Source organism: Streptomyces syringium (assembly GCF_017876625.1).
Lineage (GTDB): Bacteria > Actinomycetota > Actinomycetes > Streptomycetales > Streptomycetaceae > Streptomyces > Streptomyces syringius.
This window is the reverse complement of the sequence record NZ_JAGIOH010000001.1, coordinates 3,275,595-3,291,368: the sequence shown is the minus strand read 5'-3', so window position 1 is coordinate 3,291,368 and position 15,774 is coordinate 3,275,595. Positions and strand designations below refer to the sequence as shown.

Annotated in this window: 11 protein-coding genes; 6 read left to right on the top strand and 5 right to left on the bottom strand. The window is 71.8% G+C overall.

Annotation, left to right across the window (positions count from 1 at the left end):
• The first annotated feature begins 134 nt into the window (after positions 1-134).
• On the top strand, positions 135-1,721 hold the full coding sequence (locus JO379_RS14455) for an APC family permease (RefSeq protein WP_209515227.1): 1,587 nt from the start codon (positions 135-137) through the stop codon (positions 1,719-1,721).
• A 154-nt stretch (positions 1,722-1,875) separates the two neighbouring features.
• Here JO379_RS14455 and JO379_RS14450 read toward each other — a convergent pair whose 3' ends face one another.
• Complete coding sequence (locus tag JO379_RS14450; RefSeq protein ID WP_209515225.1) at positions 1,876-3,393, bottom strand: CehA/McbA family metallohydrolase; 1,518 nt, start codon at positions 3,391-3,393, stop codon at positions 1,876-1,878.
• A gap of 228 nt (positions 3,394-3,621) precedes the next feature.
• On the opposite strand from JO379_RS14450, the gene JO379_RS14445 reads away from it, so the two are divergent.
• From JO379_RS14445 to JO379_RS14435, 3 genes are all read left to right on the top strand, one after another.
• Positions 3,622-4,479, top strand: coding sequence for a TIGR03619 family F420-dependent LLM class oxidoreductase (locus JO379_RS14445; protein ID WP_209515223.1), 858 nt, complete (start codon positions 3,622-3,624; stop codon positions 4,477-4,479).
• Positions 4,480-4,649: 170 nt separating this feature from the next.
• The gene (locus JO379_RS14440; protein ID WP_130879082.1) at positions 4,650-7,244 is read left to right on the top strand and encodes a bifunctional FO biosynthesis protein CofGH; all 2,595 of its coding nucleotides are present in this window, start codon (positions 4,650-4,652) and stop codon (positions 7,242-7,244) included.
• An 83-nt stretch (positions 7,245-7,327) separates the two neighbouring features.
• A complete protein-coding gene (locus JO379_RS14435) occupies positions 7,328-8,470 on the top strand; it encodes a DUF8017 domain-containing protein (protein ID WP_245381464.1) in 1,143 nt (380 codons plus the stop codon).
• A 73-nt stretch (positions 8,471-8,543) separates the two neighbouring features.
• Here the strand turns inward: JO379_RS14435 and JO379_RS14430 are convergent, their stop codons facing one another.
• Positions 8,544-9,326, bottom strand: coding sequence for an SDR family oxidoreductase (locus JO379_RS14430; protein WP_209515221.1), 783 nt, complete (start codon positions 9,324-9,326; stop codon positions 8,544-8,546).
• A 142-nt stretch (positions 9,327-9,468) separates the two neighbouring features.
• On the opposite strand from JO379_RS14430, the gene JO379_RS14425 reads away from it, so the two are divergent.
• Positions 9,469-10,311, top strand: a complete 843-nt coding sequence (locus tag JO379_RS14425; RefSeq protein ID WP_209515220.1) for a hypothetical protein — start codon at positions 9,469-9,471, stop codon at positions 10,309-10,311.
• A gap of 147 nt (positions 10,312-10,458) precedes the next feature.
• Here JO379_RS14425 and JO379_RS14420 read toward each other — a convergent pair whose 3' ends face one another.
• The 3 genes from JO379_RS14420 to JO379_RS14410 all read right to left on the bottom strand — a co-directional run bounded on the left by JO379_RS14420 (position 10,459) and on the right by JO379_RS14410 (position 12,984).
• On the bottom strand, positions 10,459-10,662 hold the full coding sequence (locus JO379_RS14420; RefSeq protein ID WP_130879085.1) for a DUF397 domain-containing protein: 204 nt from the start codon (positions 10,660-10,662) through the stop codon (positions 10,459-10,461).
• A gap of 269 nt (positions 10,663-10,931) precedes the next feature.
• The gene (locus tag JO379_RS14415; RefSeq protein WP_209518707.1) at positions 10,932-11,789 is read right to left on the bottom strand and encodes a helix-turn-helix domain-containing protein; all 858 of its coding nucleotides are present in this window, start codon (positions 11,787-11,789) and stop codon (positions 10,932-10,934) included.
• 406 nt (positions 11,790-12,195) lie between these two features.
• Positions 12,196-12,984, bottom strand: coding sequence for a GOLPH3/VPS74 family protein (locus JO379_RS14410; protein ID WP_209515219.1), 789 nt, complete (start codon positions 12,982-12,984; stop codon positions 12,196-12,198).
• Positions 12,985-13,510: 526 nt separating this feature from the next.
• On the opposite strand from JO379_RS14410, the gene JO379_RS14405 reads away from it, so the two are divergent.
• The gene (locus JO379_RS14405; RefSeq protein WP_307842001.1) at positions 13,511-15,763 is read left to right on the top strand and encodes a D-alanyl-D-alanine carboxypeptidase family protein; all 2,253 of its coding nucleotides are present in this window, start codon (positions 13,511-13,513) and stop codon (positions 15,761-15,763) included.
• Positions 15,764-15,774 lie beyond the last annotated feature (11 nt).

The following is a 15,774-nucleotide window of genomic DNA, read 5'->3' as shown; positions in this document are numbered from 1 at the left end:
GGTGTTACCTGCCGTAACCGGGCCTGCGCCTTTCTTTGCCAGGTCAACTCCACCAACGGGCGCATGCGTTCAAGGCGCGGCCCCTGGACGGCAAGCCTCCGGATGCGGAAACAGCAGCACTTAACGTCCTGCCCATGGTTCAGGTACATCCACGGCCCCGGGCCGGAGACACGGTAATGAGCGTCGCCGGCAGCGGTGTTGATCAAGCCGGTGACGCGGGAGACATGCGCACCAAGGGGCTCAACGGCAATTCCGTCGGGCTGCTTGGCAGCGCCGTCATCGGCATCTCCACCGTCGCGCCCGTCTACTGTCTGACCTCCACCCTAGGCCCGACCGTCGGCCAGGTCGGCGTGCAGATGCCCGCCGTCTTCCTGGCCGGATTCCTGCCCATGCTGCTCGTCGCCTTCGCCTACCGCGAGCTGAACAAGGCGATACCCGACTGCGGCACCTCGTTCACCTGGACGGTGCGGGCCTTCGGCCCCCGCGTCGGGTGGATGTGCGGCTGGGGCCTGGTCATCGCGACGATCATCGTGCTGTCCAATCTCGCCGGCGTCGCGACCTCCTTCTTCTATCTGCTGCTGGGCGAACTCACCGGCAGCGACGCGCTCGCCGCCCTCGACGACAACCGGCCCGTCCACGTCCTGACCTGCCTGGTCTTCATCGCCGTCGCGACCGCCGTCAGCTATCGCGGCATGACGGCCACCAAGGGCGTGCAGTACGCGCTCGTCGGGCTCCAACTGGCCGTGCTCACCGTGTTCGTCGCGATGGCCGTGTCCAAGGCCCGCTCCGGCGACCTGCCCGGCTCCCTCGACTTCTCGTGGTCGTGGATGAACCCCTTCGCCGTGCAGTCCTTCGCGGCCTTCACCGCCGGACTGTCCCTGTCGATCTTCATGTTCTGGGGCTGGGACGCCTGTCTGACGGTCAACGAGGAGACCGAGGGCAGCGCGAGGACCCCCGGCCGGGCCGCGCTCGTCGCCATGGTCGTCCTCGTCGGCTCGTACCTGCTGACGGCCGTCGCCGCCCAGATGTTCGCCGGCGTCGGCGAGCAGGGCACCGGCCTCGGCAACCCCGAGACCTCCGACAACGTCTTCGCGGCACTCGCCGACCCCGTCATGGGCACGGCACTGGGCGTCCTGCTCTTCGTGGCCGTCCTCGCCTCCGCCGCCGCCAGCCTCCAGACCACCTTCATCCCGGTCGCCCGCACGGTCCTGGCGATGAGCACCTACCAGGCGCTGCCGCCCTCCTTCGCCCGCATCCACCCGCGCTTCAAGTCCCCGGGCCTCGCCACCATCGCGGCGGGCGTCGCCACCGGCGTCTTCTACGCGGTGATGAGCTTCCTCAGCCGGAACGTCCTGATCGACACCGTCTACGCCCTCGGCCTGATGATCTGCTTCTACTACTCGATCACGGCCTTCGCCTGCGCCTGGTTCTTCCGCGCCGAGCTGCGCCGGTCGGCGCGCGACGCGCTCTTCAAGGGCGTCTTCCCGGTGCTGGGCGGCCTGCTGCTGGCTGCCGTCTTCGGCAAGACCCTGTACGACATGTGGGACCCCTCCTACGGCAGCGGCAGCTCGGTCCTCGGCGTCGGCTCGGTCTTCGTCATCGGCGTGGGCCTGCTGCTGGTCGGGGTGGTCATCATGCTGGTGATGCGGCGCCGCAGCCCCGCGTTCTTCCGGGGTGAAGTACTGACCGGCTCCACGTCGGCCCTGGTCGTGGCGGACTAGCTTCCTGTGCCGCCTGCGGCGGCCGGCGCCCTGCGGGCGCGTCCTCAATCGCCGGACGGGCTGGAACAAGCCCGTCCGGCGATTGAGGACACCGCCACGCAGCGGAGGTGCACACGCCACGGTCCGCAGGCCGAGCGCACACCAGCCGGGCAGGCTAAGGCCACCCCAGAAAGACCGGATTCGTCAGCGCGGCAAACGCCCCCGGCATCCCGGAGGCTCCGCCATCCGCGGGCGGATGGCGGACCTCCGCCCGGACGTACGCGGCGTACGAGGCGGTCGTCCGCCATTCGACCTTCCCGTCGGCGGGCACCGGGGTGGTGAACAGCCGGCCCTGGTCGGTGACGAACGAGGCGGAACAGCCCGTCACCCCGGTGACGTCCAGCCGGACGGTGACGGGCGCGTCCCGGTCCACGTGCAGCCGCTCGCCGATGCCCGCGTGGGCGCCGCGCCCGCCGGAGGCGGAGAAGGACAGGCCGACGGCCGAGGACTCCGCGATCCAGCAGCGGCCGGCCCGGATGCCGGCCAGCAGGGCCGTCCGGGACAGGTCCTCGGCCAGGACGACGGTCTGCGGGTGCCCGACGACCTGCGGCTCGCGGTGCGCGTCGCTGTTGCCGATCGCGGGCAGCCAGGGTCTGCCCCGCCGGACCGCGGCGACCAGGGCGTTGTCCCACTCCGCGAGGGCGATCTCGTCGTCCGGGGTGTACGGGCCGTTCCAGACCTCCACCGCGTCGGCCTCGTTGAACCCGAACTTCCAGTTGCAGCCGACACAGGTGGCGTGCGGGTGGGCGGGGACGACGAGCCCACCCGCCTGGCGGATCCGGCGGGAGAACCGGCCGAAGGCGTTGTCGCGGGCCCGGTAGCGCCAGTCGACGAACACGCCGGGGTCGGTGCCGAGCGCCACGACGTGGCCGTTGCGGGTCGTCACCTCCTCACCGGTCAGGATGAGGAAGTCGTCCGCCCACAACCCCTCCCACGCGCCGTGCGAGGACGTGGTGTTGTGCTCGGTCGTCGTGATCCAGTCCAGCCCGGCGGCCCGCGCCGCCGCGGCGACCTCGGCGGGGGTCCGCTTGCCGTCGGAGTGCACGCTGTGCAGGTGGTTGTCGCCCCGGTACCAGGCACGGCCGCGCCCCTTGGCGCGCTGCGGCGGATACACCGGCGCCGGGGTGACGCCCGGCGGCCCGTACCGCAGGGTGACCGTCACCTCGTACGCCAGGCCCTGCGGCGCCACCGTGTACGGGCCGAGGACGACGTGCCAGGTGCCGGGCCGGACGGGGCCCGCGAGATAGCCGGGGGTGGCCCGCTCGGCGCTGATGGCGAACTCCGTGCGGGCGCCGCCCGACCAGCCCCGGAAGCCGGGCCCGCCCAGCTCCGTGCCCCGCTCGTCGAAGATGCCGATGTCGCAGGCGTTGCCCTGGACCCCGGCCGGCACGACGGGTCTGTCGTAGGTGTAGGAGACGGCGATCTCGCGGACACCGCGCGGTACTTCCACGGGGAGGTGGACGAAGTCCGGCGCGCCGGCCGGCAGCCGGCCGGTGACCTTGCGGGTCTCGGACGCGGGAGAGCCGCCGGTCCCACCGGGCCCGTCGGCGTGGGCGAACGTCACGCCGTCGAGCGTAAGCACGCCGGCCGCGCCCGCGACAGCCGCCATCCTGAGCATTTCGCGTCGGTGCATCCGTGGCCCCCTGGGTCGGAAGGGTCGCCCCGTCATCGTTGTACGCCCGGGTGGCGCACAGGGGAACGGGTACGGACGGGTGAGTTGCGGCGGGCGGTCGGCCGTGGGCGGGCGTGGCGGCCGGTTGCCGCTGCCGGGTGTCCGTCGGCGGCCGTCCGCTTGTCGCGCGGACCGCCGGAGGGTGGTAGAGCATACGGTTGGGACACGCCACGACGGAGGTGCCACCGCATGCGGATCGCCACCACGATCTTCCTCACCGACGAGACGATCAGCCCGGTCCGGCTCGCCCGGGAGCTGGAGCAGCGCGGCTTCGCCGGTCTCTTCCTGCCCGAGCACACCCACATCCCGGCTTGTCGGGAGACGCCGTGGCCCGGGGGCGATCCGCTGCCGCGCGAGTACGGCCGGGGCCTGGACCCGTTCGTCGCGCTGGCGCAGGCCGCGGCCGTCACCGAGCGGCTCGCGATCGGCACGGGCGTCACGCTGGTGGCCCAGCACGACCCGATCGTGCTCGCCAAGCAGGTCGCCTCGCTCGACTTCGTGAGCGACGGCCGGCTGACCCTCGGCGTCGGCTTCGGGTGGAACGTGGAGGAGGCCGCCGACCACGGTGTGGAGTGGGGATCGCGGCGGCGGCTGGTACGGGACCGGATGGCCCTGATGCGCGCGCTGTGGACCGAGGAACCAACGGCTTACGCGGGGGAGTTCGGCTCCGTCCGGGCGAGCCTCGCGCATCCCAAGCCCGTCCGGGCGCCGCGCTCCCGGGAAGGCGCGGAGCCGCTCGTGGGGCCGCGCACCCTGATCGGCGGAGGCGCCGGGCCGGGGCTCTTCGCCCATGTCGCGGAGTACGCGGACGGCTGGCTGCCCGTCGGCGGCGGCGGTCTGGGCGAGGCCCTGCCCGCGCTGCGCAGGGCGTGGCGGGCGGCCGGGCGGCCCGGGGAACCGGTGGTCGTGCCGTACGCCGTGCACCCCTCGGCCGAGAAGCTCGCGCACCTCGCCGACCACGGCATCGAGGAGGTCGTGGTGGGGCTGCCCTCGGCCGACGACGCGGTCGTGGTGCGGGCCCTGGACGCGCTGGCCGAATTCCTCTAGCGGGGCGGGCCCCGAGCCCTCCCGCCCGCCCGTTCGGCGCCGCTGGTCAGGCGTTGTTCCCCGGCTGCGGAACGCATGCCGGAGGGTGCCTCCGTCTGACGTGATCAGTGGCACACGGATCCACCCCGGGGCGCTCTGGAGTTGTCGGTTCCCGCTCGTATGCTCGGACAATGACTTCGAGCGCGCAGGGACCCGAGCAGGCAGCACCGACCGCGAACGCCATGCGCCGCGCGCTCAGGCGGGCCCGCGACGGGGTCGCGCTCGACGTCACCGAGGCCGCGGTGCTGCTCCAGGCGCGCGGCGAGGACCTGGCGGACCTGTGCGCGTCCGCCGCGCGGGTGCGGGACGCGGGCCTCGAAGCTGCCGGCCGCCCCGGCATCATCACCTACTCCAAGAGCGTCTTCATCCCGCTCACCCGCCTCTGCCGCGACAAGTGCCACTACTGCACCTTCGCCACCGTCCCCGGCAAGCTGCGCCGCGCGGGCCACGGGATGTTCATGTCCCCGGACGAGGTGCTGGACATCGCCCGCCGCGGCGCCGAAATGGGCTGCAAGGAAGCGCTGATCACCCTCGGCGACAAGCCCGAGGACCGCTGGCCCGAGGCACGCGAGTGGCTGGAGGCCGAGGGCTATGACGACACCATCGCCTACGTACGGGCCATGGCGATCCGCATCCTGGAGGAGACCGGGCTGCTGCCGCACCTCAACCCCGGCGTCATGACCTGGACGGACTTCCAGCGGCTCAAGCCCGTGGCGCCCTCCATGGGCATGATGCTGGAGACCACCGCCACCCGCCTGTGGAGCGAGCCCGGCGGCCCCCACCACGGCTCCCCGGACAAGGAGCCGGCCGTCCGGCTGCGCGTCCTGGAGGACGCCGGGCGCAGCTCCGTCCCCTTCACCAGCGGCCTGCTGATCGGCATCGGCGAGACCTACGAGGAGCGCGCCGAGTCGCTGTTCGCGCTGCGCCGGGTCTCCCGCGCCTACCACGGCATCCAGGAACTCATCCTGCAGAACTTCCGCGCCAAGCCGGACACGGCGATGCGCGGCATGCCGGACGCCGAGCTGGACGAACTCGTCGCCACCGTCGCCGTCGCCCGGCACATCATGGGCCCCTCCGCCTGCCTCCAGGCCCCGCCCAACCTGGTCGCCGGGGAGTACGCGCGGCTCATCGGCGCCGGCATCGACGACTGGGGCGGCGTCTCCCCGGTCACCCCGGACCACGTCAACCCCGAGCGCCCCTGGCCGCACATCGACGAACTCGCCGAGCACTCCGCCGCCGCCGGCTTCGAGCTGCGCGAACGCCTCGCCGTCTACCCCGAGTTCATCCAGCGCGGCGAGCCCTGGCTCGACCCCCGTCTGCTGCCGCACGTCCGCGCCCTCGCCGACCCGGCCACGGGCCTGGCCCGCGAGGACGCCGTGATCGAGGGCCACCCCTGGCAGGAGCCCGAGGACGTGTTCGTCGCCGCGGGGCGCACGGACCTGCACCACACCATCGACACCGAGGGCCGCACCGCGGACCGCCGCGACGACTTCGACGAGGTGTACGGCGACTGGGAGGCGCTCCGCGAGGCCGCCGCCCCCGGCATGGTCCCCTCCCGGCTCGACGGCGACGTCAAGCAGGCGCTGAAGCAGGCCGCCGACGACCCCACCCGGCTGACCGACGCCGAGGCCCTGACCCTCCTGCACGCCGACGGCCCCGCCCTCGACGCCCTCTGCCGCATCGCCGACGACCTGCGCCGTGCGACCGTCGGCGACGACGTCACCTACATCGTCACGCGGAACATCAACTTCACCAACGTCTGCTACACCGGCTGCCGGTTCTGCGCCTTCGCCCAGCGGCGCACCGACGCCGACGCCTACACCCTCTCGCTCTCCCAGGTCGCCGACCGCGCCGAGCAGGCGTGGCAGGTCGGCGCGACCGAGGTCTGCATGCAGGGCGGCATCCACCCAGACCTGCCCGGCACGGCCTACTTCGACATCGCGCGGGCGGTGAAGGAGCGCGTCCCGGGCATGCACGTGCACGCCTTCTCGCCGATGGAGGTCGTCAACGGCGCGACGCGCACCGGCCTGTCCATCCGCGAATGGCTGACCGCGGCCAAGGAAGCCGGGCTCGACAGCATCCCGGGCACCGCCGCCGAGATCCTCGACGACGAGGTCCGCTGGGTCCTCACCAAGGGCAAGCTGCCGACCGCCACCTGGGTCGAAGTCGTCAGGACCGCACACGAGCTGGGCATCCGGTCCTCCTCCACGATGATGTACGGACATGTGGACCAGCCCCGCCACTGGCTGGGCCACTTCCGCCAGCTCACCGCGATCCAGCAGGAGACCGGCGGCTTCACCGAGTTCGTGACCCTGCCCTTCATCCACACCAACGCCCCCGTCTACCTCGCCGGCATCGCCCGCCCCGGCCCCACCACCCGGGACAACCGTGCGGTCACGGCGATGGCCCGGGTGCTGCTCCACCCGCACATCACGAACATCCAGACGAGCTGGGTGAAGCTGGGCGCCGAGGGCGCGGCCGAGATGCTGCGCTCGGGCGCCAACGACCTGGGCGGCACGCTGATGGAGGAGACCATCTCCCGGATGGCGGGCTCCTCCTACGGCTCGTACCGCTCGATCCAGGACCTCGTCGCCATCGCGGAGGCCGCGGGCCGCCCGTCCCGGCCGCGTACGACGCTCTACGGCGAGGTGTCCGAGGAGCGGCAGGCCGCGGCCCTCGCCTCGGACGGCCACCTTCCGGACCTGCTGCCGGTGCTGGGGGAGTAGGGCAGGGGCCCGGCGCCTGCTTGTTGCCGATTTGTCGCCGCTCGCTGGCCGGGCGGCGACGGTTCATGCATAGGGTGTCGGCCATGTCTTGGCCACAGAACCCGCAGGATCCCCAGCAGCCCCAGGGTGGGCAGCCCCCTCAGCCCCCGCAGCAGGGCTTCGGTCCGCCGCCCGCGTGGACGCCGACCGCTCAGCAGCCGGCCGTGTCACTGCCCCCGCAGCCGCCCCAGCACCAGCAGGCACCTCCGCAGCCGCCGCAGGGGATGCCCCAGCAGCCGCAGCAGCAGGGGATGCCGCCTCAGCCGCCCCAGCAGCAGGGAATGCCGCCGCAGCCCCCGCAGCCGTACGGTGCGCAGCCGCCCCAGCACCAGCAGATGCCCCCGCAGTACCAGCAGGCACCCCCGCAGCCCGAGCCGCCGCGTGGTGGCGGCCGCAACAAGACGATGCTCGCCGTCATCGGCGGCGTCGTGGCGCTCGCCGTCATCGGCGGCGGTGCGTTCTTCCTGCTCCGGGGCGGCGACGAGGAGAAGCCCGAGGCGGGCAAGGGCGGCCCGCAGGCGTCCGGCGCCCCGGCGCAGCCGACCCAGGAGCCCACCCCGGGCAATGGCTCGGCGAGCCCGTCCGGCCCGCCGCCGAAGGTCGCCGGCTGGCAGACGCAGACCAGCGACGAGCACAACTACCGCTACGACGTGCCCGCCAAGGCCGACAAGTGGAACGTCGCCCCGCAGGGCACCGCCATTTCCTACACCGACAACGGCAAGCCCGTCGTCGTGATGCGGGAGATCGCGAGCTACCGCGAGGGCGGCTGCTCCTCCAACGCCAACCCCGACACCATCGGTGAGGCGGGCAAGGGCCAGCTCGCCTCCATCGGCACCACGGGCGGCGGCAAGGACCTGGACCTCAAGGAGAACGCCCGGAACTGGGCGGGCAACTGGGGCACCATGGCCTACGGCGGCCTGAGCAACAAGCCCAAGATCGAGATCAAGGACGAGAAGGCCTGGAAGGCCAACGGCATCGAGGGCTGGACCGCCACCGCCAAGGTGACCGTCAAGAACCGCCCGAGCGACTGCGTCCCGCCCACCGCGATCGTGAAGAGCATCGCCCAGAAGCTGCCGGACGGCACCTTCCACGGCTGGGTGATCTACGCCGACCAGGGCGTCCCCGACGCGCTGACCGAGGCCCAGATCGACAAGATCATGAGCACGGTCCGGCCCGCGAAGGACTGACGGCGTGAGCGGAACGCGCTCGGCGCGGGGGCCGAGCGCGAACCTCCCGGTGTGATCCGGCCCGCCGCGCGGGTCAGCGCATCACTTCCCCGGCGTTCACCAGCAGCGACTGACCGGTGATCGCCCGCGCGCGGTCGGAGGCCAGGAAGACGACGGCCTCCGCCACGTCGCCGTCCGTCGCGAGGTCCGGCAGTGCCACCCGGTCGGTGAGCCGGGCCCGGACGACCTCCTCGGGCACTCCCTCGCTCAGGGCGGTGCGCCGGACGTGCTCGCGCACCGGCGGCCCCCACATCCAACCGGGCTGCACGGTGTTGACCCGGATGCGGTGCGGGCCCAGCTCGCGCGCCAGCGAGTACATCGCCGAGACCAGGGCACCCTTGGACGCGGCGTACGCGGTCTGGCGGACCTGGGTGGGCGCGGCCACCGAGGACTGGGTGCCGATGAGGACGACCGAGCCGCCGCGCTTGCCGAGCGCCGGCAGACAGGCGCGGGTCAGCCGCAGCGCGCCGAGGAGATTGACGTCGAGCACCTCCCGCCACGCCTCGAAGTCCGCGTCCTCCAGGCCGCCGAAGTGCCGGTCCAGGGCCGCGACGTGGACGACCGCGTCGAGGCGCCCGAAGCGGTCGGTGGCGGCCGTGGCGAGGGCGTCGCACTGCGCCTGGTCGGTGATGTCCGTGGCGAGATGGGCGGTGCGTTCGCCCGACGGGTCGATGGCCGCGGCGGTCCGGGCGAGGTTCGCGCCGGTCCGGGCACCGAGGACGACCCGGGCCCCGTCGCGGACGCACGCCGCCGCCACCCGCCCGCCGAGACCGGGGCCGACGCCGGACACGAGTACGGTCTTGCCGCGCAGCAGCATGGGACGGCACCTCCCGTGACAGCGGAACTGACGGGACGTCAGTTGAGGTCCAGGGTAGGTCCGCCCGCGGCGCTGGCGCCATACCTCGCTCCGCTCCCCTGGGCCTCCACATTTGATGCTGCGTCAGCTAGATCTGTGGGTCATGACGACTGACGACACCCGCGTCCGGGTCTACGGCGAGCTGGCCTCCGTCGGGCCCTATGGGGTGCGCCCCGGGCACGCCCTGATCACCCTGGTCGAGCCGGACCCGGGGCAGGAGCGCGCGTACAACCGCTGGTACGAGGACGATCACTTCATCGCCGGCGCCATGGCCATGCCGTGGATCTACGCCGGCCGGCGCTGGGTGGCCACCCGGGAGCTGCGGGAGCTGCGCCATCCGGCGGAGTCCGCCGTCGCCCGGCCGGTCACCACCGGCTGCTATCTGTCGGTCTACTGGATCACCGAGGGGCGCTACGACGAGCACATGCGGTGGACCGTCGGCATCAACAAGCGGCTGAATCGCGACGGCCGCATCCACCAGGCCCGCAGCCATGTCTTCACGGCCTTCCAGGACCACGAGGCGACGGTCTACCGGGAAGGCACCGAGGGGCCGCGGGACTTCCACGCGCTCGACCACCCCTACGCGGGTCTGGTCCTGGAGGTCATCGACGCGAACGGGCCGCGCGAGCGGGAAGAGCTGCTGCGGTGGCTGACCGCCGAGCGGCTCCCGGAGCACCTCGCCGGATCTCCGGCCGCGATGGTCACCGTCTTCCGGCCGACACCGCTGCCCGGTGACCGCATGAGCTATGTGCCGCAGGTCGAGGGGGTCGACACCCGGCTGACCCTGCTGTGGTTCCTCGAGCGGGACCCACGCGTTTGCTGGGAGGAACACTTCGCCGGGAGCGGGGCGGACGTCGAACGCACCGGCCTCGGCCGGGTCGAACTCGCCGCCCCCTTCATCCCGACCGTCCCCGGCACCGATCGCTACGTGGACGAACTGCGCTGACGACGACCGTTGAGGCACGGAAGCCGCCCGCACGGTGCCTGCGGGGGGCGACGGCAAGCCCCCTCGGCCACGACGGCTTTCAGACGAGAGGGCTGTGCGCGGAACTGCGTAGGGACTGTCAATCAGAGCCGGATCAGAACGCCGGGGTCAGAGGTCGTACGAGCCGTCGTTGACGGTCGTCACGAACGAGGACCAGGCGTGGGGGGTGAAGGTGAGGGTGGGGCCCTGCGGGTCCTTGGAGTCACGGACCGCGATGGCCTGCGGCAGAGGGGAGGCGACCTCCACGCAGTCGCCGTTGGCGAGCGAGTGGGAGGACTTCCGCCACGTGGTCTTTCCCTGGTGAATAGCCATGATTACTCCGATGCCTGTGAATGCTGCCTGTCGGTTCAACGCCGGTTTCCCGAAGCGATCTCGACGTTACGCGCCAACATCACCTGATGAATGGCCTGTTCACTCGACCGGATGGCATATTCCAGACGCCTCTTCCCAGACAGGGGACTCGGGTGTACGGTGCGCCACTTTCACGCCACCGGGCCGCGGCCGGGCCGCCAACGTGCCACCGCTGTGCCGCCTCAGGGCCCCTCAGGCCCTCACCGCCCCCACCCCGTTCAGCGTGCGGGTCAGCTGCCCCACTCCTCGGCCACCTGGCTCATGAACTGCCGTGAGTGCTCCGCGTTGAGAGCCTGCATCCGCAAATGCTCGTACATCACGCTGTACGTCTGCACGTCGTTCGGCTTCTCCAGATAGAGATCGCTGGTGATGCCCTCCAGGTAGACCGTGCTGGCGTCCTGCGGATCGTGGAACTCGAGGATCGAGAACTTCCCGTACATCCCCGGATGCGCGCCCACGTCGTAGGGCAGCACCTGCACGGTGATGTGCGGCTGGAGGCTGAACTCCACCAGGTGCTCCATCTGTTCGCGCATGATCGCGCGATTGCCGACGATCCGGCGCAGCGCCGACTCGTCGATGACCGCCCACAGCCGCAGCGGGTTGTCCGGATCGGTGATGCGCTCCTGCCGGCGCATGCGCACCTGCACCCGCCGCTCGACGTCCGCCGCCGTGGCCTCCGGCCAGGAACCCTCGGTCACCGCGCTCGCGTAGTTCGGCGTCTGGCGCAGGCCGGGCACGAGGGACGCCTCGTACACGCGCAGCGAGGAGGCATCGGTCTCCAGACCGATGTACACGCTGTACGGGATGTCGCCGAAGGCGTGCCACCAGCCCTGCTGGCGCGACTCCTTGGCCATCTGCATCAGCGAATCGACGATGCGGTGGTCCTCGACGCCGTACACCCCGCACAGATCGCGGACATCGCGCTGGCTGATGCTGCGGCGGCCGTTCTCCAGCCGACTGATCTTCGACTGCGAGACCAGTAGCCGCTCGGCCACCTCCTCGGCGGTCATGCCCTTGAGTTCGCGTAGCTTGCGCAGCTCCTGCCCCAAGCGGCGCCGTCTTACGGTGGGATTGACACTGGACGCCACGGGGCGCACCTCCGGCTCCGTCATGCTGCTGTCTCCTGATCCGCAGCCTGCCACCACTGGCCGGGGCGGCGCTGGAAAATGCCGACACAGAGTCCGCTTGCGGTGACCGGCGCCCGGCCGCCGGCGAGGGACGATCGCACCCGGGGTCACCCGCGGCGGGACGACCGGCCACGCGCGAGGCGCGAAGCGCGCACGCGCACGCGGGGTGGTGGACCGAGCCGCCGTCCGGGACGGGCCGGCCCACCACCCCGCGTGCTGCTGCGGCTCCCGAACCGGGTCATGGGGACTGCGGTGCGGTCGGTGGAGCGGAGGGTGTAGCGAGCGGTACTGCGGTTGATCCATGGGACTGATGTGCTCAAGGTCGATGCTGGTCGTACGAGCGGGCGAACGCCGACGGCAGAGCCGTCTACGAGGCCCCCGCACGGGCCATCACGGCCTCCTGGTGCGCGGGCTGCGCGGGAACCCCGGCGGACTCCACCGAGGGCCGGCCGGAGGTCGACCTGCGCCCCGAACCGCCGCCGGCCCGGCCGCCGCCCGCACCCGCCGTGGCCGGTGCCCGACGCGGCTGCGCGGCGACCCCGTTCTGCACGTCCATCACGGCGTGCGCGACGAGTCCGCCCATCGGGTCGTGCCTGATCAGATCCCGGAGCCGGGAGCGTGAAGAGCGGCCCTCGTTGCCCGGGTACAGATGCTTGCCCAGACCGACCGCGTGGGCCAGTGCGGCGAGCGCCGCGGTCCGCGGGTCCGGCGGCACGCCGGTGCGGATCGCGCTGTCCAGCCGGGTCCTGATCTCCCGGCTGATGGCCGTGTCCGTCGCCTGGTAGCGAGTCGTCGGCAGCACCCCGCACATCTGGCCCGCCACGGCATGCACCATGCCGCACCGCTCCAGGTGTGTGAGATACGTCTGGCGCAGCCCCAGCCGGGGCCCGCCGATCCAATGGACGGCGCGGACCGGGCTGCCGCGGCGGCGCAGCAGCTCCAGTGCGGAGTCCAACGTCGGATCTCCTGTCGGCCGTGGCATCACCACGGCGATACGATCCCCGTCTGGGGCTATCCGTCCAGCCAGAGCCAGCTCCACTAGCTGTGCCCCGGCCAGGCCGAGGTCGAGCGACTGCGGCTGCGCCGTGGTTCCCGTGGCCGGGTCCAAGGCGAGCAGCAGAAGCTCCTCCGGAATTGTTCTGCGGCTCCTGCCCATCCATGCCTCCCCGCGTGGATGAGTGACAGGGTGACCCCTCTCACATTGGTCTGTCGAGAGTGCGTGGTGGCTTCGGGTGGGAACCGGTAGGTATGTCGTCTCGTCTAGCACGTGGATGAAGCCGGGCGAAGCCCTGTGACGGTGCGGTTGCGCTTCTGCGGCACAGGACACTGGTAGACGTTGGGAAAGTTCGGGCAGCGGGGTGCTGGGTGCTCCGCCTCGGCGTATGACGTGGGAATTCGAGGAGGCATCGGTGGCGGGCGAGTCCCCCGACAAGTCGGAGCAGCGGAAGTCGTCGGGGGAGACGACTGGCGGCGAACGCGACCCGCGGCTCGGAGTTTTCCGAGAAGCGACGGTCAAGAACCCTTCCTCGGAGTCCTCGGAGGCCCCGAAGTCCTCGCAGTCCTCGGAGCCCGGTTCCGAGCCGGTGGCAACTGCGAAGCCGGAAACGGCTTCGGGTTCCGGCGCGGCCCCGGTTAAGGGCCGGGTAGTCAATGCGATTGCAAAGCCCTCGGCTGATTCCGAGGTGGAGTCCGACGCGAAGTCCGAGGCGGAGCCCGGGGACAAGTCCGAGGCGAAGCCCGAGGTGAAGGAGCCCGCCGAGGCCGCCGCCGGCAACGACCGGCTGAAGGCCGCCGTCGCCGCGTGGGTGGCGAACGCCGACGACTCCGAAGGCGCCGACGACACCGACGGAAGCGATGGCGGCGAGTCCGGAAAGCCCCGGGAGTCCGCGACGTCCGGGAAGTCCACCGACAAGCCCGCGGCCGGCTCCGACGAGAAGCCTGCTGACAAGCCTGCCGAGACCTCCGCCGCCAAGCCCGCCGCCAAGCCCGCCGCCAAGCCGGTTTCCGAGCCCGCCGCCGAGAAGTCCGGCGAGGAGGCGAAGGCGGCAGACGCTCCCGCCGGGAAGCCCGTGGACCGGCCGACCGCCGCGTTCGGCGTGGTGAAGCCGAAGAACGGCACGGCCAAGCCCGCCGAGGCCCCGGCCAAGAAGCCGGCGGACAAGTCGTCCGACAAGCCGTCGGACAGCGCAGCCGACCCGGAGGCCGGTAAGCCGGCCGACCAGCCGACGGCCGTCTTCCGTACCGTGAAGCCGAAGAACGGCACCGCGAAGCCCGCCGAGGCCCCGGCCGAGAAGCCGTCCGGCAATGAAGCCGAAGCCGACAAGGCAGCCGACAAGCCGTCCGGCAAGCAGGCCGCCACGTCGGGCGACCAGCCGACCGCCCTGCTCAAGGCCCCTGCCGTCCCGGCCACGGGCAGCGCCCCGGCCGCGGGCAAGGCGCGGCCCAAGGGCGCCGCGGACTCGGACTCGGAGCGCACGAGCCAGTTCGTACCGCTGAAGTCCGACGCCCCCGACGCTCCCGCCGCCCCCGCGAAGCCCGCCATACCGGTCAGCGTCACCCCGCCGACCGGCGTGCCGAAGGCGCCCGCGGAGGCCGAGCGCACGAAGCAGACGCCGCTGCCCCCGCAGTCCGCCGCGGGTGCGGAGCCGGCGGGTCCGGCCGCGCCGCTCGACCTGCTCGCACAGCTGACCAACACCCCGCCGCCGCCGGAGACGCCCGTCCGCACCGCCGTGCGCCGGGTGAAGATCTGGACGCCGCTGGTGGCGCTGCTGCTGATCATCTTCTGCGCCGTGCAGGCGTTCCGCCCGCTGCCGGACCCGACGCTGAAGCTGACGGCGAGCAAGAGCTACGCCTTCGAGGGCGCCAAGCCGTCGCTGCCGTGGCCCACCGAGGGCCAGGGGCATGTCGAGGTGTCGGGGCTCGGCACGTTGGGTTCGTTCGGCGAACAGAAGCCCGTGCCGATCGGCAGCGTGGCCAAGACCATGACCGCGTACATGGTGCTCAAGAACCACCCCCTGAAGCTGGGCGAGAACGGCCCGATGATCGACATCGACGCCAAGGCCGTGTCCGACGCGGGCAAGGAGTCGGAGGGCGAATCGGTGCTGAACACCGTGAAGCCCGGTCAAAAGATCTCCCTGCGGGACGCCCTGTCCGCCGTCATGATCCCGTCGGCGAACAACATCGCGCGACTGCTCGCCCGCTGGGACTCCCAGTCCGAGGAGGCGTTCATCAAGAAGATGAACGAGACCGCCAAGGACCTCGGGATGAAGAACACCACCTACACCGACGCGAGTGGCCTCATGGAGACCACGGTCAGCACCGCCGAGGACCAGGTGAAGCTGGGCAAGAAGGCGATGGAGATCCCCGCCCTGGTGGCGATCACCAAGCTGCCGTCGTGGAAGGACCCCTCCGGCACGACCCACCGGAACTACAACACCCTCGTCCCCTTCGACGGCGCGATCGGCATCAAGACCGGCAGCACCACGAAGGCGGGCGGCAACCTGCTCTTCGCCGGCCAGAAGGAGATCGGCGGGACGACGCAGCTCATCGTCGCCGCGGTGCTCGGACAGCACAAGGCCCCGATCATCGACACGGTCAACGCGGTCAGCAAGAAGGTGCTCATCGCGGCGCAGGGCGAGCTGAGGGACCACAAGGTCGTCAAGAAGGGTGACGTCGTCGGCCGGGTGGACGACGGCCTCGGCGGCACGACGCCGGTCGTCGCGACGAAGGACGTCACGGCCGTCGGCTGGTCCGGCCTCACCGTGAGTCTCGCGCTCAACGACGCCGGCCGTAAGCTCCCGCACTCGGCGAAGGCCGGGACCGAGGTCGGACTCCTGACCGTGGGCAGCGGGCCGGGTCAGGTCCGGGTGCCGGTGAAGCTGAAGAAGGACCTGGCGGAGCCGTCGTTCGGGTCGAAGCTGACCCGCCTCGGCTGAGCGGCACACAG